This window comes from Methylobacterium fujisawaense (assembly GCF_039619325.1).
Lineage (GTDB): Bacteria > Pseudomonadota > Alphaproteobacteria > Rhizobiales > Beijerinckiaceae > Methylobacterium > Methylobacterium fujisawaense.
In genome coordinates this window covers 2526327-2546823 of record NZ_CP155000.1, presented here as the reverse complement: position 1 = coordinate 2546823, position 20497 = coordinate 2526327, and the positions used below count along the sequence as shown (strand labels likewise).

The following is a 20497-nucleotide window of genomic DNA, read 5'->3' as shown; positions in this document are numbered from 1 at the left end:
CAAAACCGGAGGACTGCGTATGTCCGAGACAGCCGCTGGGTCGGACCTGTGTCTCTCGCGCCGATCAGAAGCGGAGCCGGGACGGCGCCTCCGATGGGGGGAGGTGCGGGCCGCCCTGGCCGCCGATCGGGATCATTGGCGCCGCCGCGGTTGCGGGCCGGCGGCCTTTCGCCGGGGCTACCACGCGATCTGGCTCTACCGCCTGTCCCGCTATGCCCATGAGCGCGGCTGGCGGATGGCGGCGTGGCTGCTGTGGCTGGTGAACGGCTGGTGGACCGGCGCCGACATCCCGCCCTCCAGCCGGATCGCCGGCGGCCTGTTCCTGCCGCAGCCCTATGGGACCGTGATCGCCGGCGCCGTGGGCCGCGATGCCGCCTTCGGCATCCAGGCCTCCATCGGCGGCCTGCTGAAGGAGCCGGACCAGGATATCGGCGGCGGCCCGGGCCTTCCGGTGCTGGGCGACGACGTGATGCTGGAGGCGGGCGCCATCGTCCTCGGCGCCGTGCATGTCGGGGACCGCGCCCGGATCGGGCCGCGGACCATCACCCTGAAGTCCGTCGAGGCCGACGAGGAGATCATGCCGCAACCCTGGCGCCCGCTCCCCGGCCGGAACGTCGCGCCATGAGGAGCGCGATGTCGGACCATGGCACCCTGTCGGGGATGCGGCGCCTCCTGGCGGCCGACTTCGCCCGCATCCTGCATCAGACCACGGGGGGGAAGCCGACCGCCCGGCTCCGGCGCCTGATGCACCTCCTGCTTCCGGCCATGCAGGTGGCGATCCTGCATCGAACCGCGCATCTGCTGCACGGAAGGGGCTGGCGCCGCTCGGCCGCCCTCGTGGCGGACCTGTCGCTGCGTCTCACGGGGGCCAGCCTGCATCCGGGCTCGCGCGTGGGGCCGGGCCTGTTCGTGCCGCATCCGGCGCGAGTCGCCTTCTGCGCGACGGCCGGGGCCGACCTGACGCTGCTGCCCGGGACATTGGTCGGACCGCGGGACTGGGTCCTTCCGGACCAGCCGTTTCCCGCCGACGGTCCTGATCTCGGGGACGGCGCGATCGTCGGCGCGCACGCCGCCATCCAGGGATCGGTCGCCATCGGCGCGGGCGCGACGGTCGGCATCGCGGTCTGCAGTCTTCGCGATGTGCCGGCGGGCACCGTGACGATGATCGCCCAGCGGCAGGTTCGCGGTCCGCGGCGCCCCCAGGGGACGATTCATGGGCGCTAGACCCGGCCGCACAGGGATGTGGCGCCTGTCACGCGCGCCCGTGCTCCCCGCGGACCGCCCGCAGCGCGCCGCGGCCGGCTCGTGCGGGCGCGATCTGGCGGCGCAGGACGCGCTCGTAGGCGTCGAAGATGACGCGCCACGTGAAGGCCTCGGCGTGCCGGCGACGGGAGGCGGCGCCCATGACGTCGAGGCGGCCCGGCCCGGCCCGCACCAGGCTCAGGATGCCCCGCCGCAACTCGGTCTCGTCGCCGAAATAGAGCGCCTGCGGCCCCGCCACCCACCGGTTGAACGGGTTGTCGTGGGCGAGGATCGGCGAGCCCGCCCCCAGGGCCTCGACCAGCGAGGGGTTCGTCCCGCCCACCGTGTGGCCGTGGATGTGGAAGCGGGCGTGAAAGCGGAGCGCGGCCACGCGCTCGGCCTCGTAGATCGCGCCGGCGAAGATCACGTCCGGTCCGCCCGCCGCCCGGACGGCGCGGTGATACGGGTCGGACTCCGCGAGCTTGCCCAGCACGAGCAGCGGCAGGCCCGGGCGCACCTCGCTCCAGGCCCGGACGACCTGGAGCACGAGGTTCTCCGGCACCACCCGGGCGATCAGCAGTCCGTAATCGCGGGGGCGCAGGCCGAACTTCGCCAGCGGCTCGGTCGAGGCTTCCAGAACCGGGTCGGCGCCATACGCGATGGTGGTGATCCGGGCGGCCGAGGTCCCGCGGGCGAGGTGCTTGGCGATCTCCGGGTGGTCCGCCACGAGGTGCGTCGAGAACAGGCTGCCGAGGCGCTCGTTCAGCCAGAACCAGGCCTTGGCGGGCTTCGACCAGCGGTCGCGCTTCCACTCGATGCCGTCCATGTTCATGACGCTGCGCTTGGCCGTCAGCCGGTAGAGCAGCGAGAACGCCGCGGTGTTGTAGCCGAGCACGAGGGGCAGGGCGGGCCGGAAGGCCGCCCGCAGGGTGCATTTCAGGTCGAACACGATCGTCGAGACGGCACCGTCGCCCCGGACCGCGACCGGGATCAGCAGGATCCCACGCCACACCGTCGGCGGGGCCGGCTCGCGCACCTGGCAGTAGACCTCGACCCGCCAGCCCCGGGCCACGAGTTCCAGCGCGAGCCGCTCCGCCAGGGTCTCGAACCCCCCATGCGCCGCCGGCACCCCGCGTGTGCCGAGGATCGCCACCGCCGGGCGCCCGCCCGGCTCCCCCGCCTTCACATGCGCCGTGGGCGCGACACGTTCAGAGGAGTCTGAGGCATGGTCACGGTCGAACAGCGTCTGTTCCGGGAGATGGGAGCCGGAGGCTACTCCCGGCACGACCACCGGATGGAGTACATCGTGCGGGTCAACGCGCTGCTCCGCCCGGACATGCGGGTGATGGAGTTCGGCGCGGGACGCGGCAAGTGGAGCGATGATCCGGTCCCATTGCGCCGACACCTCGGCGACTTCCGCGGGCGCTGCGCCCACGTGGTCGCCTGCGACGTCGACGAGGCGGTTCTCGGCAACAAGTCGGCCGACGAGGTCCGGCTGATCGGTCACGACGGGATGCTGCCATTCCCGGACGGGAGCTTCGACCTGATCTCGGCCTTCTCGGTCCTCGAACACATCGAGCATCCCGAGCCCACCGCGGCGGAACTCGGCCGGGTTCTCGCCCCGGGCGGCTGGCTCTGCGCCTGGACGCCCAACCGCTGGGGCTATGTCGGGATCGGGGCACGGCTCATCCCGAAGCGGCTGCACGCCCGGGTGCTGCGCCTCGTCGAGCCCCGGCGGGTCGAGATCGACTCGTTCGTGCCGCTCTACACGATGAACACGGAGGCGGCGCGGAAGCGGCTTTTCCCAACTGATCGGTTCGAGCACTTCACCTACAGTTTCGACGGGCAGCCGTTCTATCATGGCGAGAACATCGTCCTGGGCAAGTTCTGGGAGCTGCTGTTCCGGCTCACGCCGGGTCCGTTCAAGGGCTACCACATGGTGTTCATTCGTAAGCGACCGTGAGAGACGGTCCGGTCAGAGGCGAAGACTGCGCAGATGGCTGGCAAATCTGCGCATGTCCTCGGCCTTTCGGGCGAGGTCCGGCTGCCCGCGCAGCCGGGCCGCGAATCCGTAGGCCAGGGCGCGCAGGGTGAAGCCGAGCCGCAGCGGGGCCGAGAAGAAGGCCGGCGACGAGAGGCGCCGGCCGGCGTTGCGCAGGCTGTAGATGGTCGCCAGCCCGTCGAGCCAGCGGGGCGAGCGGGTGCCTCCCGAGCCCCCTTGGAGATGGAGAACGGCAATCCCCGGAAGGTAGGCGACGCGCCAGCCGGCATCGCGCAGGCGGCATCCCCAATCCACGTCCTCGCCGTAGAGGAACATCGGGCTGTGCAGACCGCCGATGGCGGCGATCGCCGACCGGCGCAGGAGCAGGCAGGCGCCGCAGATCCAGTCCACGTCGAGGGCTGCGGTGCCGCGGGCCTGCCGGCTGGCGAGATAGAGGCCACGCCGGCCGAGGCGGCCCGACAGGCCGGCGGCGTGCACCAGGATCGAGAGCGGGCGCGGCTCGTAGCCGGCATCGCCGACCTGATGCGTCCCGTCCGGAAAGGTCAGCCGCGGGCCGACGGCGCCGACGTCCGGATGCGCGTCGAGATGGGCCAGAAGACCGGTCAGGGCCTCCGGGTCGCGCAGGAACGCGTCGGGGTTGAGGAGCAGGATCGCCGCGCCGCGCGCGTGCTCCAGGGCGACGGCGTTGCCGCCCGCGAAGCCGTGGTTGGTGCGCTCGGCGATCACCCGCACCCAGGGGAAAGCCTTCGCGACGCGCTCCGGCGTGCCGTCGGTCGAGGCGTTGTCGACGAGGATCACCTCGTAGGGGCGGTCGATCCGGCTTGAGGCCAGCAGTTCCAGGCAGGTCGCGATGTCCCGACCGGCGTTGTAGGTGACGATCAGGACGCTGAGGCTGACGGCGCTCATGATCGGTCTCCACGTGTGAAGGGGGTATGGCCGGTCCTGAACGCGGGCGCTCCCGGGGCGCTGGCGAGGGGGGCCGCGGTTCCTCTCCGTTGGACGGGGAGGGCGCGTGTCGCGCCTGTCGATTCTGGCGGCCCGACCGGCCGGCGCGCCTGAACGGCCCTTTGCCGCTGGACGGCACGCACCCCGGCGATCAGTCCGAGGCCGGTGTAGAGCAGCTCAGCGATGCCGAGATTCAGGCGGAAGCCCGGATCGACCAGGCCGTGCAGCAGGTGCGCGATCAGCCCCACCGCGCAGGCCGCCGCGATCGCCGCGAGGGGATCGCCCACCGGCGCGCGGCGGGCCGCGCGGAACCCCCGTAAGATCCCGATCCCGAAGACCAGCGCGAAGGCCGCGTAGCCGACGATCCCGACCTCGGTGAGGATCAGGATGTGCAGGTTGTGCACCACGTGGTTCGACCGGTCGAAGAGTCCGGCGAGCCGGGACAGGCCGGTCTTGTCGAGGACCGCGAACTGATTGCCGAAGTTGTTCAGGCCGACGCCGAAGACCGGAAACTGCTCGAAGAGGGCGAGGGCCGCCGCGTTCAGCGGGCCGCGCTGGGCGGCCGAGCCGCCGTCGTCGGCGGTGAGCCGCTCCCAGATCAGCGGACCGGCATAGAGGGCCGCGACGCTGCCGACGATTGCCAGAAGACCGAAGACGATCAGACTCGCCCGGGAGAACAGACGGTCCCGATAGACCAGCAGGATCAGGAGCGCGGCGGAGACCGGGAAGGTGAGCCAGGATGCGCGCGACAGGGTCAGGACCACCCCGACCAGTGCCGACGCGGCGCCCGCTGCCCCGACGAGGCGGAGGATCAGCGGGCCGCGGGAGAGGGCCAGCGCCAGGGCGAGAGGCCAGACGAACTCGTAATAATAGCCCAGGATGTTCGGGTGGACCTTCAGGCCACCGGCGCGGCGTTGCGCCGAGAAGTTGATGTTTTCCTCGACGATCTGTTCCTCGCCCAGCACCGAGAGGCCGAGTTCCGAGCCCGAGACGTATTGCAGCCCCGCCACCGCGGTCTGGACGAGGCAGAGGGCGCAGATCGCCAGCGCCAGGGTCCGGATGTCGGATTCCGACAGGTTCGAGACCGCGACCGAGACCAGGAGCAGGCCGACGAAGCGCCACGTGTCGAACCAGAGATAGGCCGGGTCGGTGGCGTTGGTGAGCGACAGCAGACCCGCGATCAGGAAGCCGACCTGCGTCAGGACGAGGGGGCGGTCGAGCCGCAGGCCGGGCGCATTCTCCCAGAGGCCCGTGAGCTTGGCGGTGATCAGCGCCACGGCCACGAGAAGGGCGACGCTCACCGTCAGGCCGGCCCCGCCGCCGATGCTCGGCAGGTACTGCCCGACCGCCTCGAAATGCTGGAAGAAGCTCACGTCGAGCTTGACCGTCAGCCCGACCGCGAGGGCCACGAGGAGGACCGGCGTCAGGCGATAGAGCCGCCCGACGATCAGGGCGCCGACGCCGCCGAATGCCGCCGCCAACCCGACGACGGCGAACTTCAGGGGCGCCGCGCTCAGTGCGACCGCGCCAGCCGCCGCCGCGAACCCGATTCCTGCGATGGGCAGGGCCCGCAGCGTGCGAGTGTGCGCCGCGCTCACCCGAGCCACCGGTAGAGCCATTTCGGGATCGGTCTGCGGGTGCGATTGAGGACCACGCCCAGCGGGGCACCCCCGGCGGCCCTCAGGTCGGCCAGGGCCTGCTGCGCCACGGCTCGGCGGGTGCGCTCGGCGCCGATCACCACGATGAAGCCGTCCACGAAGGGTGAGAGCGCCGCGGCGTCGCCGATCTCGGTGATCGGCTCGCAATCCACGAGGGCGAGATCGAAGCGCTCGTCGACCAGCGCCAGGAAATCCTCGACGCGCCCGTCGTCCAAGGTCGCCTTCCGGATCGCCGCCGGGGTTCCCGCAGGCACGACGCTGAGGCCGTCGGCGACCGCGTGGACGCCGCGGCTCGGCGCTACCGCCCCGGCGACGATGTCGGCGAAGCCCGGCCGTCCGATCAGTCCGTAGGCCTCGGCGAGGGACGGGCGGGACCAGTTGGCTTCGATCAGCACGGCGCTGCGGCCGCGCCGGGCGTAGGCGCCGGCGAGTTCGCGGGCGAGCGTGCTCACGCCCTCGCCGGTCTGGACCGCGGTGATGCCGACCCGGCGCACGCGCGCCTCGTTCCGGGTGAGCTGGACGAGCGCCGGTTCGAGGATCGCCGGATCGATGCGGGGGGCGGCTGCGGCGGCGATCATCCGGCGGTTCCTGTCTGCAGCGGCACCGCGGCCAGCACGGGTACCCGCAGCGAGCGGGCGACCTCCGACGCGCTGCGGTAGGTCTGGGCCAGGATCTCCGCGAGGGCGACGTAGGCCAGCGCGGCGAGCAGACCGAGACCGGCCGCGAGGCCGAGGATCAGCGGCCGGTTCGGGCCGGAGGGCAGCCGCGGCGGCACGGCGCGCGCCACCAGGGCCGAGGACGTGACGGCCTGCGCGTCGAGGCCGGTGCCGGTCTTCAGCGCGTCGATCCGCTTCTGCGTCTCGGTGATCTCGTCGGTGAGCAGGCCCTTCTGCTGGGTCAGCCGGCCATAGGCCAGCGCCGCGTCGCTCTGGCCGATGGCAGCCTTGCGGCGCGTCTGCTCAATCGCCGTGATGCTCTGGATCTTCTCGGCCAGCACGGCGAGCTTCGCCGTGTCGGCGGCGAGGAGCGACTGATACTTCTGCCGCGCCAGGGCGGCGAGATCGCGGTCGAGGCTCACGTATTCGGGCGCGGTCGGCCGGAACCGGACCGCGAGTTCGGCACGCTTCGTCTTCAGGTCCGCCCAGCGCTGGTCGAAAGCGGTGACCGTCGGGTCGGCGTCGGGGGGCGTCGGCTGCCAGCGGTCGGGTCCGGCCTCGCGGGTGCGCTTGAGCCGGGTCTCGACCACCTCGCGCTCGATCTGCGCCGCCGATTTCTGCTTGGCGAGATCGGCCAGCGTGCCGAGGTCGTTCTGCTGCTCGATCTCGAAGCTCGCGGTGTTGTTGCCCTTGAGATAGGTCGCGAGCTGCGCGTCGATGGCGGCGAGGTCGGCCCGGGCGCGCTCCAGCTTGCTCTGGTAGAACGAGGCCGGCGTCTCGTCGGCGTAGACCTCCACGTGCCGGCGCTTGTAGGCGTCGAGCAGCCGGTTGAGCGCCTGCGCGGCGAAGTGCGGATCCGTCCAGGTGAAGCCGGTCACGATCACGTCCGTCTCCTTGACGAACGCCACCTTGAAGGCCGCGAGATAGGCCTCGTAGAGCTTCTCGTCCGGCGTGAGGTGTCGCAGCAGGCCCACCGCCTCGAAGGGCACCCGCACCGTCTCGACGATCCAGGTCTTGACCGCCTTGGCACTGCGCAGGACCTGGCGCCCCTGGTAGATGAACCAGTCGATCCAGTCCGCGGGGGGCGGGCCGGGATCGCCGGTGGGCGTCATCTGCTTCAGCGCCGCGAACTCGTCGCGCACGATGCTGGGGTCGCGCAGGATCTCGATCTCGTTGTTCACGTTCTGCGCGCGCTCGGAGAACATGTAGTTCTGGTTCGCGCCGCCCTGGAGCGGGGCGCCCGCCTTCTCGCGTCCGAGACGGATGATCAGCTTGGCGTCCGCCGTGTATTCGGCCGGGGTCAGCAGGAGGTAGATCCCGGCGCCGACGATGGCCGCGACCAGGATCAGCAGGGCCGGCCGGATGTGCCGGAACAGGGCCGCGAGGGCGTCGCGGAGGTCGAAGGCGGGGCCTTCGACCGCGTCGGCGGCGGTCAGGTCGGTCTGGCTCACGTGCCGGACCTCACGGTGGCGGTGTTGGAGGTGCTGGCGGACGGCCCGGTGATGTAGTTCACGCCGAAGCCGGTCCCGTTGAAGAGCAGGATCTGGCGCACCACGAGATCCACCGCGCGGGCGGTCTTCGCGAGCAGCGACGGCGGCACGTAGACGGTGGCGTTGGGCGGCACGACGATCGAGTCCGCGAGCCCCGGCTGGCTGATATCGACGATGCGGACGCTGCCGGCCGCCTCCGCGTCGAAGCGGATGATGCGCACGGCCTCGCCGGCGGCCGTCGGCAAGACGCCGCCGGCCGAGCCCAGGACCTGAGCCAGGGTCCGCGGCCCCTGAAGGCTGACCGGGCCCGGGGCGCGCACCTCGCCGAACACCATGGTGTTGGCCGGGACGAGGCTCGCGAGCCGCACGCTGGTCGTGACCGAGGCGAGCTGGTGCTTGTAGGCGGCGTTCAGGCTGCCGGCGACCTCGTGCACGGTCCGGCCCGCCGCCTGGACGGCTGGCACCATCGGCAGGTTGATCTTGCCGTCCGGCTCGATCGCCAGGACCTTCACGCGGCCCATATCGGCACGCTGGGTGAGGTCGCGGAAATCGTCCGTCACGGTGCGGAACCGGCGCAGCATCACCGTGACGACGGGGTCGATCAGCACGTCGTCGTAGGTGCTTTTGATCAGCGCGGCCGCGGCTTCCGGCGACAGCCCCGCGACCTTGATGCCGTTCTTGCCGGGCAGCGAGATCCGGCCGTCCGGCCGGACGATCACGGTCCGGTTGTACTCCGGATGGGTGCGGAAATCGACATCGAACTCATCGTTCGGATTCAGCCGGTAGGTCGGCTGGACGACGCTGGAATCGATCAGGAACGAGACTTCGACATTGTCGCCGACATTGAGCCGGTAGTTCGCCAGCCCGAGGCGCATGGTGCGTCCGACCTCCTCCTGCGCGGCGGCGACCAACGCGGGCGGCAGGCCCTCCGAGATGGTGCCGGTTTGGGTGACGTCGGTTCCCGCGCGCGTCGCGCTCTGCGGACGGCTCGACATGCAGCCCGCGAGCAGCGGGGCGCAGCCGAGCAGCGCAACGGCGACCCCCAGGACGCCGGCCGGGCGACCGGCGTGCCGGGACGGCGCGCCGCGGAATCCAGACAGGGAAAACGCCATCGACCTCAGCCGCATCCTGCTCGACTGCGCTCGCTCGAAGACAACCCATGATCGAGCCGCGCACCGCGATACAATCGCAAAGCTTGGTTAACGAGGCTTGAACCCGGCTCTTCGCAATTCTATCAGAGGTTGTAATTTGCAAGCTGTGGCAAATTGCGGAGGCGCGCTCCGGCCCGTGAGGGAAGGCTGCCTCGCCTGCGGGCGCGACCTGCGAGATAGCGCGAAATGAAAAGGCCCGACGTTCGAGCCGCTGGACGAGGTGGCCCCGTCGAGATCCCGACACCTCAGACTTGGTACTCTCGATCGAAAGCTGTATACATCCGGACACTTGCTCGGATTTAACGACGTGATTTATAGTTCGCTGGTGAAAGCCGGTCCGAGCTGCGGGTCGAAACTCTGCGGCGCGGTGCCGGACGGCATTGTTCGTTGCGAGGAGGGCGTGCCGCATGGCGGGCGTGAGGCCGGATCTCTTCGCTCGCCTGCGCGACGACCTTGAGACAGGGTTCCGGGAAGATCTCGAGGAGGCGGTCGTCGATCCTGCGCGCTGGCCTGATCTGGCCGAGCGCACCGTGCGGGCGTCCGGCAGCGAGGGAGCCCTGCTCCTCCGGTCCGATCGAAGAAGCCTTGAATCGCTCTGCACCGCCTCGCTTGCCGACGCATCGCGCCGCTACTTCGACGAAGGCTGGTACCGCGACGACCACCGCCTGCGCGGAATCCCGTTCATGCGGACGCGCGGGATCGCCGTCGATCAAGACTTCACGACCCCCGAGGAAGTCGCACGCCTGCCCTTCTACCAGGATCTGCTCGCCTCCCGCGGCCTGCGCTGGTTCGCCGGCATCGGCTTCGCAGTGAAGGGTCGTCTCTGGTGCCTGTCCCTGCAGCGGACGGTGGAGCAGGGGCCGTACGAGGCACACGAGCAACGGCGCCTCGCCACCCTGTCGCCGCTTCTGCAGCGCGCGGCTTTGCTGACGTCGATGGTGGAGCAGGCCCGCCTGGCGGGGCTGACGCAGGCCTTCGAGCTGATAGACCGGCCCGCCCTGATCCTCGATTTCGAGGGGCGCGCGCTCCGCTGGAACGACGCCTTCGGCGCGCTCCTCGGTCGCGACCTGAAGCTCACGGGCGGTCGCCTCACTGCGGACAATCCGGAGGCAACCCGGCAGCTGGAAGCCCTGACGCGGCCCTTCGGCCGCCCGCCCATCTCCGCTGTGGTGGTGCCGCGACAGGACGCGCCGCCCATCGTGATCCACGTCGTGCCGTTGGTCGGACCGACCCGCGGCCTGTTCGGGGGAGCGAGCACGCTCCTCCTCTGCAGCGTTCCCGGGACCATGACGGTGCCGACCTCCACCATTCTCCAGGCGGTCTATCGGTTGACTCCCGCGGAGGCGCGTCTCGCCCTGGCCTTGTCGACTGGCACCTCGCTCGCGGAGAGCGCAGCGCGGTTTGCGATCACTGCGGCAACCGCCCGCTCGCAGCTGAAATCGATTTTCGCCAAGACCGGTGCGACACGCCAGTCCGACCTTGTGCGACTGGCGGCGAGTCTCGCGCGCTGACCGCGCCCATCGCGGTGAACCGGAACAGGCGCGTCCCGGTCCCGGCCCTCGACGGAACGGGTTGGACCGCGCAGCCGTTTCCGGTCGACTGCAAGGAGACATGTCAATGACGAACCGGATCGCCTTCGCTTCTGCCCTGGCCATCGCGGCCCTGCTCACCGGCGCGCCGGCCGAGGCAAAGGGCTGTCTCAAGGGTGCCGTGGTCGGCGGCGTTGCCGGACATATGGCGGGCCACGGCAAGATGGGCGCTGCCGCTGGCTGCGCCATCGGTCACCACAACGCCAACAAGAAGGCCAAGCAGGGCTAGCCTGTCTGCACGCGATGCCGTCGTAGGCGACGGGATCGCGTAGCGACGACGCTGATTCGACAAGTGTCTATTGCCGAGGCCGGATTCTCCCTGAGATTCCGGCCTCTTCGCATTCTCGAACCTCACCCGGTCGCACAGAGTCGATGCCGGCTGCGCGGGCGTCCTCGGGGCCAGCCCAGATCCTGGCTGCTGCCACCGCGGGTACAGCGGGAATCTCGAAACACCGCCGCTTAGCCGTCGTCGCAGCGGCTGCCCCGTTCGCCTTCGGCCACCACCAGCTTGCGTGGCCCGACACAAGCTCCGCGCAAGCCTGCCCGTTGACCGCTCTTTCGAGCTATTCTAATTAAGAACTGTCGGGGGAGCGATCCCGAAACGGTTCCACCGCCCCCCAGTCAGCCGATGGAGAGACCCGATGGCCGGTACCGCGAACGCCGCTTGCGAGAGCTGCCGCTTCTTCGACGATCACAAGCTCAACGGCGCCCAGGCAAAGGGTGACGAAGGCCTTTGCCGCTTCAATCCTCCGGTCAGCCAGCCCGCCCCGGAGTCGAAGGGCCTCTGGCCGGTCGTCGCCTCCAAGGACTGGTGCGGCCACTTCACTGCCGAGATGTCCGCCGCCGAGTAATCCACCGGCTCTCCGAGCCTGCGGGATCAGTCGCCAGGCGACCATCCCGCCGCAGCGTCACGGTTGCCCGCCTCCGGTGGCCGTGCCCGCCCGAGATAGCTCCGTGCCATTGCCGGCGCTTGGCGGCTTCGCTTAACGGGCCGCCGTGACAGGCGTGATACGTTCGACCACCGGGGCCGATCGTTCTGCCATCGCGGCGATCTACGGTGACGCCGTCACTGCGAGCACGGCCAGCGTCGAGACGGAGCCGCCGACGCTCTCGGAATAGAGGCGCCGCTACGAAGTCCTGCGCGGAGGCGGCTACCCCCGCGTCGTGGCCGATTGAGCCGACTCGGTTGCGGGCTATGCCGATGCCGGTCCCTAGCGCCGGCGCGCCGCCTGCCGCTCGACCCGCGAGGATTTGATCCACGGGGCCCGGTCGGGCCGCGGCGGGCGCCGCCCGCTTGCGACCCCGGTCGCGGGTAGCGAGCAGATCGACCGCCGAACTCTGGTCGCCATCATCGCCGACAGCGGCTCTCCCGTCTCGATTGCATTGCATGAAAGCCTCGGCTGCACGCCTGTCGCAACCTTGCTGGCGTGGCGGCCGCAAGCCTGGGCGCTGGCGCGCCGTGATGCTCATGCAGGGCGCGCTCTGACCCGACCGAAGCCTGCCGCCGACGCGGATCTGACCGCGAGACCCCGTTTCCCAGGGCCGATTACGCCCCAACACTGCGGTTGGGTTGTCATGATGCGGACAACTTCGCGCGGGACAGGGCGGGCATGATGCGCACGTCGTCCGGTTCTCGGCTCGGCGCGGGCGCGATGGCGCGGAGAGAGCGGTCTTTCCGCGCGCGAAAGCGGTTTACGCGAGGGCGGGCGGTCAAGGCTCCATCACGACTCGCGAGGGATGGGAGTTCAGGTATGCGGTTTACATCGATCGGTCGCCGGGTTGCGCCGCTCGCAATCCTGGCGCTCTCGGCATTGGCGAGCACGGCCCAGGCCAAGACGCCCACTGATCCCAGCGGCACCTACCTCACCGAGGACGGCCGGGCGCGCGTGCGTCTCGAGAAGTGCGGGACCGCGGGCGACCGGCTCTGTGGCTACGTGGTTTGGCTGAAGGTTCCGCTCAACGACAAGGGCGAGCCGCGGATCGACTTCAAGAACCCCGATCCCAAGAAGCAGGCGCGGCCGTCGCTCGGTCACCAGCTGATCCTGGGCCTGAAGCCGAACGCGGACGCCCATTTCGAGGGCAAGATCTACAATTCCGAGGACGGCAAATCCTACGACGTCACCATCTGGACCGACACGCCCGGCGAGCTGACGGTGCGCGGCTGCCTGATCGCGTTCCTGTGCAAGTCGCAGACCTGGACCAAGGTCACCGATCTCGCGCCCGGTCAGCTCCCGGGCCCGACCAATGGTCCGAACGGTCCGCGCACCGATCCGGAGTACGCCAGCGCCGCCCCCAAGCCGACCGCCAAGGCCGGTGCCAAACCGGCCCAGAAGCCCGCCGCCACCGAGGCGCCCCCCGCGGAGTGAGGGGCACCGGCCTTCAATCGGCCAGGGCCGCGTAGGTCAGGACGCGCAGTTCGCGCCGGATCGGCAGAGCCGAAGACGGCACGAGCTGCGTCATGAGCACCACCGACAGATCCTCGGCGGGATCGATCCAGAACGCCGTCGAGGCGAGGCCGCCCCAGGCGACCTCGCCGGGCGTGCCGAGGATCTGGGCGCGGGCCGGATCGAGCATCACCGAGAAGCCCAGACCGAAGCCGATGCCGGTGTATGAAGTCTCGGCGAAGCGCGGCGTGCCCATGGCTGCCAGATCGCCCGGCAGGTGGTTCGACAGCATCAACTCCACCGTCTTGCGGCCCAGGAGGCGCGTGCCGTCGAGGGTGCCGCGGTTGAGGATCATCCGGCAGAAGCGCTGGTAATCGGCGGCCGTGGAGACGAGGCCGCCGCCGCCCGACGCGATGGCGGGTGGCTTCGCGAAGGCCGTCTCCACGGAATCGTCGAACAGGCGCAGCTGCCTTGCGCGGTCATACGCGTAGGTGGCGCAGAAGCGCGGCATCAGCTCCGGCCGGACGAAGAAGTCGGTATCGATCATGCCCAGCGGCCCGATCACCGCCTCACGGAGATAGTCGGCGAACGGACGACCGCTCAGGGCGGCCACGAACTGGCCGAGCACGTCGGTGGCGACGCTGTAGTTCCAGGCGCTGCCCGGCTGGGCGAGGAGCGGCAGCTTCGCCACCCGGGCTGTCATCTCGGCGAGCGTGCCCTCGCGCGCCAGGTAGTCGACGCCGTGCTCGCGATACTGCGCATCGACGAGGGTCGCCTCCATGAAGCCGTAGGTCAGCCCGGCCGTGTGAGTCAGCAGATCCCGCACGGTGATCGCCCGGCGGGCCGGCTCGGTCTCCAGCTTCGCCCGGTTGCCGCCCACGGCAACCCGCATCTCGGCGAATTCGGGCAGGACCCGGGAGATCGGATCGTCGAGCTGGAACAAGCCCTGCTCGTAGAGCTGCATCACCGCCACCGAGGTGAGTGGCTTGGTCATCGAGTAGATCCGCGTCACCGTATCGAGGGTGAAGGGCGTCGCCCGGGCGAGGTCGGCCTGCCCGCAGGCGCGCGCGAAGGCGACACGGCCGCGCCGCGCCACGGTGACCGACAGGCCGGCGAGCCGGCCCTCGTCGACGAGGCGGTCCATCCATGGCGCGATCCGGGCGAGACCTTCCGGGCTGAACCCGGCGCCGGTCGGATCGGTCTCGGTCAGCGCGCTCATGCGGTCTCCTCGTCGTGGCGGTCCGGAAGGTAGAAGGGGAGGGCTGGAAAATCACCAGCCCATCGTTCCGGGACCGCCCTTGAACGGTCCGACGATGCCGGGCGTGATCCAACCGCCGTAGAAAGTTCCGGGCTGCGGCGTCGCCTGGGCCGCGCCGACGAAGCAGGCATCCATCGGGCCGGCGTAGAACGCGACATAGCCGGCGATCGCGCGGAAATCCGGGGTCGGGTCCGGGTAGGCCCAGGCGGCCCCGGGGACGAGATGGTCGCCGCCCCGCACGTCGAACAGTACCGCCTGGCCCTTCCACTCGCAGATCCCGCCGCGCCGCGGATTCACGAGCGTTCCCTCCGCGATGTCGGCGGGCGGCAGGTAGTAGGTCGGCGGGTGCGAGGTCTCGAGCACCCGGAAGCCGGAGACGGTCTCGGCGATCGTATCGCCGCCCAGCACCACGCGCAGTCGCTCTCGGACGGGCTCCAGCCGCGGCGGCCGCGGATAGTCCCAGACGCTCTCCTCGCCGGGCCTCACCGGATCCGGAGCGGGCCGGAATGGCGATCCTCTCATGGGAAACCTCGTGACGTGCCTGTGGGGATACAGATAGGGCGGCGCGGCCGGCGTTTGTCGTCGGCCTCGCCCGTGCTAGCCCGTCGCCGACACTCGAGCCCGGGATCGCCCGCGATGGACATCGCCCTCTTCCTCGACTTCGACGGCACGCTCACCGAGATCGCGCCGCGGCCGGACGCCGTGCAGGTCGAGCCGGGGCTGGTGGAGGATCTGGAGCGGCTCCGGGCGCGCCTCGACGGGGCGCTGGCGATCGTGACCGGCCGGCCGGTGACGGTGATCGACGGCTTTCTGACGCCGTCCCGCCTGGACGCGGCCGGCCTTCACGGCGTCGAGCGCCGGGTCGGCGGTGCGATCACGGGGGGCCAGATGGAGGATCACCCGGATCTGCGCCGGCAGGTCGCGCGTCTCCAGGCCGAGACCGCGGCGCTGGCGCGGGTCCTGATCGAAGACAAGGGCGCGTCGGTGGCGGTGCATTGGCGCCTCGCGGATCCCGACGATGCCGCTCGGGCCGAAACGCTCGTGAAGGACGCGGCGGACGCGCTCGGCCTCGCGTACCGCCTGCAACTCGGCAAGGCGGTCGGCGAGATCGTCCCGGCGCAGGCGACGAAGGCGCACGCGATCCGCGCCTTCATGGCGGAGGCGCCCTATGCCGGCCGGACACCCGTCTTCTTCGGGGACGACCGCACCGACGAGATTGCCTTCGCGTCGATCAACGAGGATGGCGGCATCGCGGTACGCGTGGGCGAGGGCGAGACCGTCGCCCGCCGCCGCCTGCCCGACCCCGCCGCGGTCCGCGCGCTGCTGCGCGACTGGGCCGCCGGGGGGGCGATCGATCCCGACGTGCTTCCGCGGGCTTGAGCCGTCTCGCCAGTCGGCCCGCGGCCCGGGCCGTCGTCCTGCGCGCCGATCATGGGGAGCCGCGATGTCGAACCGTTCCGTCGACGGCTGGCCGCGGATGCTGCTGCGGCTCGAGGGCGCCTGCATCCTGGCCGGCGCCGTGTCGGCCTATGGCTGGCTCGGGCAATCGTGGTGGATCTTCGCCGCGCTGCTGTTCGTCCCCGACGTGAGCATGCTGGGCTACGCGGCCGGCCCGGTGGCCGGTGCCGTGCTCTACAACCTTGCCCACTTCCTGGCCCTGCCGCTGGTCGGCCTGTGTCTGGCGGCTGGCCTCGGCCACCCTGATCTCGTGGGATTAGCCCTGATCTGGCTCGCCCATATCGGCCTCGATCGTGCGCTGGGCTATGGTCTCAAATACGCGAGCGGATTTGGCGATACGCATCTTGGCGTCATCGGCCGGCCGCGTGACACCACGATCGCGCCGCATTGAGAGGCGGCCGGTGCCGAATGGGACTTGCCCGCGCCGGGGCGCGGGGCCGATGTAGCGCCGAAGCCGCGTCGGGTGCGGATCCCGTCGGCGGCGGGACAGGTAGCAGGGGCTTGTTGCGATGTTCGAGTTTCCGGTTCTGGTCGGCGACATCGGCGGCACGAACGCGCGGTTCGGCCTGATCGAGACGGCCGGCCAACAGCCCCGCCTGCTTTCCCACGAGGCCACCGCCGACCATCCCGATCCGTCGAGCGCCATCAGGGCGTCGCTGGCGAAGGGGGGCGGGCCGTCGCCGCGCTCGGCCATCCTGGCGATCGCCGGCCGGGTCGACGGGCCGGAGATCCAGCTGACGAACGCGCATTGGAAGATCGCCGGCCAGCGCATCGCGGCGGATTTCGATCTCTCCGCCGCGGTTGTGGTCAACGACTATGTCCCGGTGGCGGCCGGCGCCGCCGATATCGAGCCCCACGACCTCACGCCTGTGGGGCCCTGTCCGCCCGTGCCCGGCGGCGCGCGGGTTGTGCTGGGCCCCGGAACGGGCTTCGGCGCGGCGGCGCTGGTGCCCTACGCGGCGCATCTCGCCATCGTGTCCACCGAGGCCGGCCACACCGATCTCGGCCCGGTCGACGCGTTCGAAGAGAAGGTCTGGCGCGTCTTGGAGCGGGTCGAGGACCGCATCACCGTGGAGACGGTGCTGTCGGGTCCGGGGCTGTCGCGGCTGCACGCGGCGGTCGCCCATGTCCGGACCGGGCAGCCGCACGGGAAGATCGAGCCGGCCGCCGTCACCGAGGCGGGGCTCAACGCCACCGATCCGCATGCAGCCGAGACGCTCGAGCTTTTCGGCCGGGTGCTCGGCCGAGTCTGCGGGGATCTCGCGCTGACCTTCCTGGCGACCAGCGGCGTCTATATCGGCGGCGGCATCGCGCCCCGGATCCTCAAGGTGCTCGCGGAAAGCGGCTTCCGCGCCGCCTTCGAGAAGAAGGCACCCTTCGCCGCCATGATGCGCCAGATCCCGACCAGCGTGATCACCGTCCACGATCCGGCCTTCCGGGGTCTGGCGGCGCTGGCGAACGAGGGCGCCAAGTTCGTCTACCACGGGCAGGTCTGGCGCAAGGAGGCGTGACGGACGGGCGCCGTCGCCGCCAACGGGGCGAGGCGACCGGCGACGGCGCCCCGTCAATGGACGGGGCGCCGCCCGGACGGCAGCGCCCCGGTCGCGGCGACGACGGCCCGTGAGGGCCGGCGCTCAGGCCGCCGCCAGCGGCTTCGAGACCTCCTCCAGGGACTTGCCCTCCGCGGCCGTGCCCCAGATCCCGCCGACGATTGCCGCGATGAGCATCAGCACCGCGCCGAGGCCGTAGCCGAACAGGACCCAGTCCCGCGAGCCGGTCTCCACCAGGCTGCCGAACAGGAGCGGCCCCGACACGCCGCCGATGCCGGTGCCGACCGCGTAGAAGGCCGCGATGGCGAGCGCCCGGATCTCCAGCGGGAAGGTCTCGGAGACCGTGAGATAGGCCGAGCTCGCCGCCGCCGAGGCGAAGAAGAACACCACCATCCAGGCCCCGGTCTGGCCGACCGGCCCGAGCACGTCGAGGCGGAACAGCAGGCCGACGCCGGCCAGCAGCAGGGCCGAGATGCCGTAGGTGAAGGCGATCATCTTGCGCCGTCCGATCGTGTCGAACAGCCGCCCGAGCAGCAGCGGGCCCAGGAAGGAGCCGAGCGCGAAGGGCAGCAGGTACCAGCCGACATGGTTGCCGGGCACCTGATAGAAGCGTTCCAGCACCAGCGCGTAGGTGAAGAACAGGGCGTTGTAGAAGAAGGCCTGGGCGATCATCAGCGCGAGGCCGACCATGGTCTCCTTGCGGCTCGTCACGAACAAAGCCTTGAACACCTCCGAAAGGGGGGTGTGGTCGCGGGTGCGGACCTTCATGCGCTTGCTTTCGTCCACCGGCGGCAGGGTCACGCCCTCGTCGGTGAAGCGCTTCTCGATGCCGGTGACCACCCGGTCGGCTTCCGCCGCGTAGCCGTGGGTCGCGAGCCAGCGCGGGCTCTCGGGGATCCAGGTGCGCAGGAGCAGGATCACGAGGCCGATGGCGCCGCCGGTGAAGAAGGCGACGCGCCAGCCCCAGGCCGGGTCGATCACCTCGGGCTTCAGGAGCACGATCGACATGAACGAGCCCAGCGCCGCGCCGATCCAGAACGAGCCGTTGATGACGAGGTTGGTCCAGCCGCGGACCCGGGCCGGGACAAGCTCCTGGATGGTCGAGTTGATCGCCGTGTATTCGCCGCCGATCCCGGCCCCCGTGAGGAAGCGGAAGAAACAGAAGCTCCAGATGTTCCACGACAGGCCGGTGGCCGCCGTGGCGACGAGGTAGAGGGCCAGCGTGATGAAGAACAGCTTCTTGCGGCCGATCCGGTCCGTGAGCCAGCCGAAGCCGATGGCACCGGTCACGGCGCCCACGAGGTAGCAGGAGGCGGCCAGCCCGACGTCGAACTCGGAGAAGGACATCGGCGGCTGGCGCAGGGCGCCCACCAGGGAGCCGGCGAGGGTGACCTCGAGCCCATCCAGCACCCAGGTGATGCCCAGGGCCACGATGACGAGCACGTGGAAGCGGCCCCAGGGCAGCCGGTCCAGACGCGCCGAGATGTCGGTATCGATCACGCGGCCGATCTCCGCGCGCTCCGGCGTCCCGGATCCCCCCTCGACCTTGCTCGCCATGTCCGCGTGTCCTCCCGTCTCAAGCGTTTACTGTACCTGGACAGTGCGCATTTACCGCGACTGTAGGCAGGTGTTGGGAACGGGTTGGAAATCGATTCGGTTCGATTTCGTCTTCACATGCGCGGCGCAGAACAGGGAGGTCCACGCGGTGCCCTTCCCATGTCCTCCCGTCCTGCCCTTTCCCGCCGCCCCCGGGCTCGGCTCGTCCTGCTGACCGTCCTGACCCTCGCGGGGCTCGCCACCGTCCCCACCGAGGGGGCGGACCGGCATCTCGAACGGCCCAAGCCGCGCGTCGCCCTGCAGGCGGCCGAGCGCTGGCGCCTGCGGCCGACGGAGCCCGTGGTGACGGTGACCGGCAGCGTCCGCAGGCGGCCCGAGACCGCGATCCCCGAAGATCGCCGGAACGTCCGCCTCGTCTACCCGGCGCTGGTCGAGGCGCGCTGACCGCGCCTGCAATCGATCTCTCGCCCACTCCATCTCGACGATCCGGATCCCGTCAGGCACAGCGCCTGCTTCGTCCGCATGTGGACGGGTTCGTCGGGACGGTGCGGAGGCGCGGATGGCGGAGGCAATCGCCCTGGTCGGGTGCAAGGGGCCGGGCCAGGAGGCGGAGTATCTGCGGATCCTGTCGGCGGCCATGCCGGAGGAGCGGCTGATCCCGTTCCGGACGATGGATGATGCGGCTCGGGCGGCGGCGCGGGTCGCCGTCGTGGCCAATCCCGATCCGGCCGAGGTGGCGGCGCTGCCGGGACTCGTCTGGGTGCAGAGCCTCTGGGCCGGAGTCGAGAAGCTGGTCGGCGCCTTCGACCGGCCGCTGCCGATCGTCCGCCTGGTCGACCGGGAAATGGCCCGCACCATGGCCGAGGCCGTGCTGGCCTGGACCTATTATCTCCAGCGCGACATGCCGGCCTATGCCCGCCAGCAGCGGGATCGGGTCTGGCGCCCGCACGCCTACCGCAAGCCGTCCGACGCCACGGTGGGACTGCTCGGCCTCGGGGCGCTCGGCACCGCGGCGGCGGAGCGGCTCACCGGCGCGGGCTTCCGTGTCGTCGGCTGGAGCCGCAGCCCGAAGGCCGTGCCGGGCCTCGAGACGTTTCACGGCACCGACAGCCTCCCGGCGATGCTCGGCCGGTGCGACATCCTCGTCTGCCTCGTGCCGCTGACGCCCGAGACGCGGGGCCTGGTGGATGCTCGACGCCTCGCGGCCCTGAAGCCGGGCGCCGCGCTGATCAATTTCGCCCGCGGGCCGATCGTCGTCACCGAGGATCTGATCGCCGCCCTGGATTCCGGCCACCTCGCACATGCGGTGCTCGACGTCTTCGGGGTCGAACCCCTGCCGGCGGACTCCCCGCTGTGGTCACATCCCGGGGTGACGGTGCTGCCGCACATCTCGGGGCCCACCGACATGGACTCGGCCGCGGCCACGGTGGCGGAGAACTTGCGGGCCTATCGCCGGACCGGTCAGGTGCCGGACGGGGTCGACGCGACACGGGGTTATTAGGCCGCGCGTCGCGGCCGCTTCGCCTCGTCGTCCCGGGACCGCGCAGCGGTGCCCGG

General features: G+C 70.7%; 21 protein-coding genes. 12 read left to right on the top strand and 9 right to left on the bottom strand.

Annotation, left to right across the window (positions count from 1 at the left end):
* The first annotated feature begins 103 nt into the window (after positions 1–103).
* Positions 104–625 carry a serine O-acetyltransferase gene (locus ABC766_RS12030; protein WP_236961721.1) on the top strand — a complete coding sequence of 174 codons (522 nt, stop codon included), beginning with the start codon at positions 104–106 and terminating at the stop codon, positions 623–625.
* Positions 622–1224 (top strand): serine acetyltransferase, encoded by a 603-nt coding sequence (locus ABC766_RS12025; protein ID WP_287089726.1) that lies wholly within the window; start codon positions 622–624, stop codon positions 1222–1224. The genes ABC766_RS12030 and ABC766_RS12025 overlap by 4 nt, the downstream gene beginning before the upstream one ends.
* Before the next feature lie 28 nt (positions 1225–1252).
* On the opposite strand, the gene ABC766_RS12020 is transcribed toward ABC766_RS12025, so the two are convergent.
* Complete coding sequence (locus tag ABC766_RS12020; RefSeq protein ID WP_043354830.1) at positions 1253–2395, bottom strand: DUF1972 domain-containing protein; 1143 nt, start codon at positions 2393–2395, stop codon at positions 1253–1255.
* A gap of 72 nt (positions 2396–2467) precedes the next feature.
* Here ABC766_RS12020 and ABC766_RS12015 point away from each other — a divergent pair, with 72 nt between their 5' ends.
* The gene (locus ABC766_RS12015; protein WP_043354823.1) at positions 2468–3205 is read left to right on the top strand and encodes a class I SAM-dependent methyltransferase; all 738 of its coding nucleotides are present in this window, start codon (positions 2468–2470) and stop codon (positions 3203–3205) included.
* 12 nt (positions 3206–3217) lie between these two features.
* Here ABC766_RS12015 and ABC766_RS12010 read toward each other — a convergent pair whose 3' ends face one another.
* The 5 genes from ABC766_RS12010 to ABC766_RS11990 are packed head-to-tail and all read right to left on the bottom strand — an operon-like array spanning position 3218 to position 9105.
* Positions 3218–4150, bottom strand: coding sequence for a glycosyltransferase family 2 protein (locus ABC766_RS12010; protein WP_342144510.1), 933 nt, complete (start codon positions 4148–4150; stop codon positions 3218–3220).
* Complete coding sequence (locus ABC766_RS12005; RefSeq protein WP_342144512.1) at positions 4147–5787, bottom strand: O-antigen ligase family protein; 1641 nt, start codon at positions 5785–5787, stop codon at positions 4147–4149. The genes ABC766_RS12010 and ABC766_RS12005 overlap by 4 nt, the downstream gene beginning before the upstream one ends.
* Complete coding sequence (locus tag ABC766_RS12000; protein ID WP_053610503.1) at positions 5784–6425, bottom strand: CpsD/CapB family tyrosine-protein kinase; 642 nt, start codon at positions 6423–6425, stop codon at positions 5784–5786. The genes ABC766_RS12005 and ABC766_RS12000 overlap by 4 nt, the downstream gene beginning before the upstream one ends.
* Positions 6422–7954 (bottom strand): GumC family protein, encoded by a 1533-nt coding sequence (locus ABC766_RS11995; RefSeq protein WP_342144515.1) that lies wholly within the window; start codon positions 7952–7954, stop codon positions 6422–6424. The genes ABC766_RS12000 and ABC766_RS11995 overlap by 4 nt, the downstream gene beginning before the upstream one ends.
* Positions 7951–9105, bottom strand: coding sequence for a polysaccharide biosynthesis/export family protein (locus tag ABC766_RS11990; protein ID WP_043760400.1), 1155 nt, complete (start codon positions 9103–9105; stop codon positions 7951–7953). Before ABC766_RS11990 ends, ABC766_RS11995 begins: the two co-directional genes overlap by 4 nt.
* A gap of 446 nt (positions 9106–9551) precedes the next feature.
* On the opposite strand from ABC766_RS11990, the gene ABC766_RS11985 reads away from it, so the two are divergent.
* The 4 genes from ABC766_RS11985 (at position 9552) to ABC766_RS11970 (ending at position 13099) form a co-directional block, all read left to right on the top strand.
* Positions 9552–10655, top strand: a complete 1104-nt coding sequence (locus ABC766_RS11985) for a helix-turn-helix transcriptional regulator (RefSeq protein ID WP_345822324.1) — start codon at positions 9552–9554, stop codon at positions 10653–10655.
* 106 nt (positions 10656–10761) lie between these two features.
* On the top strand, positions 10762–10962 hold the full coding sequence (locus ABC766_RS11980; protein WP_043349362.1) for a glycine zipper 2TM domain containing protein: 201 nt from the start codon (positions 10762–10764) through the stop codon (positions 10960–10962).
* Positions 10963–11374: 412 nt separating this feature from the next.
* A complete protein-coding gene (locus ABC766_RS11975) occupies positions 11375–11584 on the top strand; it encodes a hypothetical protein (RefSeq protein WP_043386991.1) in 210 nt (69 codons plus the stop codon).
* Positions 11585–12484: 900 nt separating this feature from the next.
* On the top strand, positions 12485–13099 hold the full coding sequence (locus tag ABC766_RS11970; protein ID WP_043349347.1) for a DUF2147 domain-containing protein: 615 nt from the start codon (positions 12485–12487) through the stop codon (positions 13097–13099).
* Positions 13100–13112: 13 nt separating this feature from the next.
* Here the strand turns inward: ABC766_RS11970 and ABC766_RS11965 are convergent, their stop codons facing one another.
* Complete coding sequence (locus tag ABC766_RS11965) at positions 13113–14336, bottom strand: serine hydrolase (protein ID WP_043349345.1); 1224 nt, start codon at positions 14334–14336, stop codon at positions 13113–13115.
* Positions 14337–14387: 51 nt separating this feature from the next.
* On the bottom strand, positions 14388–14897 hold the full coding sequence (locus ABC766_RS11960; protein ID WP_345822323.1) for a DUF427 domain-containing protein: 510 nt from the start codon (positions 14895–14897) through the stop codon (positions 14388–14390).
* 114 nt (positions 14898–15011) lie between these two features.
* Between ABC766_RS11960 and otsB the strand changes: the two genes are divergently transcribed.
* The 3 genes from otsB to ABC766_RS11945 all read left to right on the top strand — a co-directional run bounded on the left by otsB (position 15012) and on the right by ABC766_RS11945 (position 17344).
* Positions 15012–15755 carry a trehalose-phosphatase gene (gene otsB / locus ABC766_RS11955; protein ID WP_345822322.1) on the top strand — a complete coding sequence of 248 codons (744 nt, stop codon included), beginning with the start codon at positions 15012–15014 and terminating at the stop codon, positions 15753–15755.
* Between the two features lie 64 nt (positions 15756–15819).
* The gene (locus ABC766_RS11950) at positions 15820–16224 is read left to right on the top strand and encodes a DUF4260 domain-containing protein (RefSeq protein WP_043386997.1); all 405 of its coding nucleotides are present in this window, start codon (positions 15820–15822) and stop codon (positions 16222–16224) included.
* 118 nt (positions 16225–16342) lie between these two features.
* Entirely contained in the window at positions 16343–17344 is a 1002-nt protein-coding gene (locus ABC766_RS11945; protein WP_053610495.1) for a glucokinase, read from the top strand.
* A gap of 123 nt (positions 17345–17467) precedes the next feature.
* Here ABC766_RS11945 and ABC766_RS11940 read toward each other — a convergent pair whose 3' ends face one another.
* A complete protein-coding gene (locus ABC766_RS11940) occupies positions 17468–18940 on the bottom strand; it encodes an MFS transporter (RefSeq protein WP_043349334.1) in 1473 nt (490 codons plus the stop codon).
* Positions 18941–19099: 159 nt separating this feature from the next.
* On the opposite strand from ABC766_RS11940, the gene ABC766_RS11935 reads away from it, so the two are divergent.
* Entirely contained in the window at positions 19100–19384 is a 285-nt protein-coding gene (locus ABC766_RS11935; protein ID WP_236961717.1) for a hypothetical protein, read from the top strand.
* Between the two features lie 115 nt (positions 19385–19499).
* Positions 19500–20441: a glyoxylate/hydroxypyruvate reductase A gene (locus ABC766_RS11930; RefSeq protein WP_345822321.1), complete on the top strand. Its 942-nt coding sequence runs from the start codon at positions 19500–19502 to the stop codon at positions 20439–20441.
* Positions 20442–20497: the final 56 nt, after the last annotated feature.

Bases quoted from the DNA above. Each gene is read 5' to 3' on its own strand.
- ABC766_RS12025 (WP_287089726.1), top strand. From the start codon at position 622: ATGAGGAGCGCGATGTCGGACCATGGCACCCTGTCGGGGATGCGGCGC.
- ABC766_RS12015 (WP_043354823.1), top strand. From the start codon at position 2,468: ATGGTCACGGTCGAACAGCGTCTGTTCCGGGAGATGGGAGCCGGAGGC.
- ABC766_RS12010 (WP_342144510.1), bottom strand. From the start codon at position 4,150: ATGAGCGCCGTCAGCCTCAGCGTCCTGATCGTCACCTACAACGCCGGT.
- ABC766_RS12000 (WP_053610503.1), bottom strand. From the start codon at position 6,425: ATGATCGCCGCCGCAGCCGCCCCCCGCATCGATCCGGCGATCCTCGAA.
- ABC766_RS11990 (WP_043760400.1), bottom strand. From the start codon at position 9,105: ATGGCGTTTTCCCTGTCTGGATTCCGCGGCGCGCCGTCCCGGCACGCC.
- ABC766_RS11985 (WP_345822324.1), top strand. From the start codon at position 9,552: ATGGCGGGCGTGAGGCCGGATCTCTTCGCTCGCCTGCGCGACGACCTT.
- ABC766_RS11980 (WP_043349362.1), top strand. From the start codon at position 10,762: ATGACGAACCGGATCGCCTTCGCTTCTGCCCTGGCCATCGCGGCCCTG.
- ABC766_RS11975 (WP_043386991.1), top strand. From the start codon at position 11,375: ATGGCCGGTACCGCGAACGCCGCTTGCGAGAGCTGCCGCTTCTTCGAC.
- ABC766_RS11970 (WP_043349347.1), top strand. From the start codon at position 12,485: ATGCGGTTTACATCGATCGGTCGCCGGGTTGCGCCGCTCGCAATCCTG.
- ABC766_RS11965 (WP_043349345.1), bottom strand. From the start codon at position 14,336: ATGAGCGCGCTGACCGAGACCGATCCGACCGGCGCCGGGTTCAGCCCG.
- ABC766_RS11960 (WP_345822323.1), bottom strand. From the start codon at position 14,897: ATGAGAGGATCGCCATTCCGGCCCGCTCCGGATCCGGTGAGGCCCGGC.
- otsB (WP_345822322.1), top strand. From the start codon at position 15,012: ATGGACATCGCCCTCTTCCTCGACTTCGACGGCACGCTCACCGAGATC.
- ABC766_RS11950 (WP_043386997.1), top strand. From the start codon at position 15,820: ATGTCGAACCGTTCCGTCGACGGCTGGCCGCGGATGCTGCTGCGGCTC.
- ABC766_RS11945 (WP_053610495.1), top strand. From the start codon at position 16,343: ATGTTCGAGTTTCCGGTTCTGGTCGGCGACATCGGCGGCACGAACGCG.
- ABC766_RS11940 (WP_043349334.1), bottom strand. From the start codon at position 18,940: ATGGCGAGCAAGGTCGAGGGGGGATCCGGGACGCCGGAGCGCGCGGAG.
- ABC766_RS11935 (WP_236961717.1), top strand. From the start codon at position 19,100: ATGTCCTCCCGTCCTGCCCTTTCCCGCCGCCCCCGGGCTCGGCTCGTC.
- ABC766_RS11930 (WP_345822321.1), top strand. From the start codon at position 19,500: ATGGCGGAGGCAATCGCCCTGGTCGGGTGCAAGGGGCCGGGCCAGGAG.